Consider the following 2,500-nt stretch of genomic DNA (forward strand, 5'->3'; position numbering starts at 1 on the left):
CGAACGCTGGCGGCGTGCCTAATACATGCAAGTCGAGCGGACAGATGGGAGCTTGCTCCCTGATGTTAGCGGCGGACGGGTGAGTAACACGTGGGTAACCTGCCTGTAAGACTGGGATAACTCCGGGAAACCGGGGCTAATACCGGATGCTTGTTTGAACCGCATGGTTCAGACATAAAAGGTGGCTTCGGCTACCACTTACAGATGGACCCGCGGCGCATTAGCTAGTTGGTGAGGTAACGGCTCACCAAGGCAACGATGCGTAGCCGACCTGAGAGGGTGATCGGCCACACTGGGACTGAGACACGGCCCAGACTCCTACGGGAGGCAGCAGTAGGGAATCTTCCGCAATGGACGAAAGTCTGACGGAGCAACGCCGCGTGAGTGATGAAGGTTTTCGGATCGTAAAGCTCTGTTGTTAGGGAAGAACAAGTGCCGTTCAAATAGGGCGGCACCTTGACGGTACCTAACCAGAAAGCCACGGCTAACTACGTGCCAGCAGCCGCGGTAATACGTAGGTGGCAAGCGTTGTCCGGAATTATTGGGCGTAAAGGGCTCGCAGGCGGTTTCTTAAGTCTGATGTGAAAGCCCCCGGCTCAACCGGGGAGGGTCATTGGAAACTGGGGAACTTGAGTGCAGAAGAGGAGAGTGGAATTCCACGTGTAGCGGTGAAATGCGTAGAGATGTGGAGGAACACCAGTGGCGAAGGCGACTCTCTGGTCTGTAACTGACGCTGAGGAGCGAAAGCGTGGGGAGCGAACAGGATTAGATACCCTGGTAGTCCACGCCGTAAACGATGAGTGCTAAGTGTTAGGGGGTTTCCGCCCCTTAGTGCTGCAGCTAACGCATTAAGCACTCCGCCTGGGGAGTACGGTCGCAAGACTGAAACTCAAAGGAATTGACGGGGGCCCGCACAAGCGGTGGAGCATGTGGTTTAATTCGAAGCAACGCGAAGAACCTTACCAGGTCTTGACATCCTCTGACAATCCTAGAGATAGGACGTCCCCTTCGGGGGCAGAGTGACAGGTGGTGCATGGTTGTCGTCAGCTCGTGTCGTGAGATGTTGGGTTAAGTCCCGCAACGAGCGCAACCCTTGATCTTAGTTGCCAGCATTCAGTTGGGCACTCTAAGGTGACTGCCGGTGACAAACCGGAGGAAGGTGGGGATGACGTCAAATCATCATGCCCCTTATGACCTGGGCTACACACGTGCTACAATGGACAGAACAAAGGGCAGCGAAACCGCGAGGTTAAGCCAATCCCACAAATCTGTTCTCAGTTCGGATCGCAGTCTGCAACTCGACTGCGTGAAGCTGGAATCGCTAGTAATCGCGGATCAGCATGCCGCGGTGAATACGTTCCCGGGCCTTGTACACACCGCCCGTCACACCACGAGAGTTTGTAACACCCGAAGTCGGTGAGGTAACCTTTTAGGAGCCAGCCGCCGAAGGTGGGACAGATGATTGGGGTGAAGTCGTAACAAGGTAGCCGTATCGGAAGGTGCGGCTGGATCACCTCCTTTCTAAGGATTTTAACGGAATATAAGACCTTGGGTCTTATAAACAGAACGTTCCCTGTCTTGTTTAGTTTTGAAGGATCATTCGATTCTTCGAGATGTTGTTCTTTGAAAACTAGATAACAGAAGTAATTCACATTCAATTAGTAATGCAAGATATCACGTAGTGATTCTTTTTAACGGTTAAGTTAGAAAGGGCGCACGGTGGATGCCTTGGCACTAGGAGCCGATGAAGGACGGGACGAACACCGATATGCTTCGGGGAGCTGTAAGCAAGCTTTGATCCGGAGATTTCCGAATGGGGAAACCCACCACTCGTAATGGAGTGGTATCCATATCTGAATACATAGGATATGAGAAGGCAGACCCGGGGAACTGAAACATCTAAGTACCCGGAGGAAGAGAAAGCAAATGCGATTCCCTGAGTAGCGGCGAGCGAAACGGGACCAGCCCAAACCAAGAGGCTTGCCTCTTGGGGTTGTAGGACACTCTGTACGGAGTTACAAAGGAACGAGGTAGATGAAGAGGTCTGGAAAGGCCCGCCATAGAAGGTAACAGCCCTGTAGTCAAAACTTCGTTCTCTCCTGAGTGGATCCTGAGTACGGCGGAACACGTGAAATTCCGTCGGAATCCGGGAGGACCATCTCCCAAGGCTAAATACTCCCTAGTGACCGATAGTGAACCAGTACCGTGAGGGAAAGGTGAAAAGCACCCCGGAAGGGGAGTGAAAGAGATCCTGAAACCGTGTGCCTACAAGTAGTCAGAGCCCGTTAACGGGTGATGGCGTGCCTTTTGTAGAATGAACCGGCGAGTTACGATCCCGTGCAAGGTTAAGCAGAAGATGCGGAGCCGCAGCGAAAGCGAGTCTGAATAGGGCGAATTGAGTACGTGGTCGTAGACCCGAAACCAGGTGATCTACCCATGTCCAGGGTGAAGTTCAGGTAACACTGAATGGAGGCCCGAACCCACGCACGTTGAAAAGTGC

The 2,500-nt window shown here is 52.9% G+C and carries 2 rRNA genes (both cut by a window edge); both read left to right on the forward strand.

Going from position 1 to position 2,500, the window contains the following annotated elements:
* Nucleotides 1–1,521, forward strand: a 16S ribosomal RNA gene (locus JNUCC22_RS00985) (it extends 29 nt beyond the left edge of the window).
* Nucleotides 1,522–1,696: 175 nt separating this feature from the next.
* Nucleotides 1,697–2,500 (forward strand): 23S ribosomal RNA (locus JNUCC22_RS00990) (it continues 2,126 nt past the right edge of the window).
* Together the 16S and 23S rRNA genes form the textbook arrangement of a ribosomal RNA operon.

Source organism: Bacillus sp. JNUCC-22 (genome assembly GCF_018861275.1).
GTDB lineage: Bacteria > Bacillota > Bacilli > Bacillales > Bacillaceae > Bacillus > Bacillus velezensis.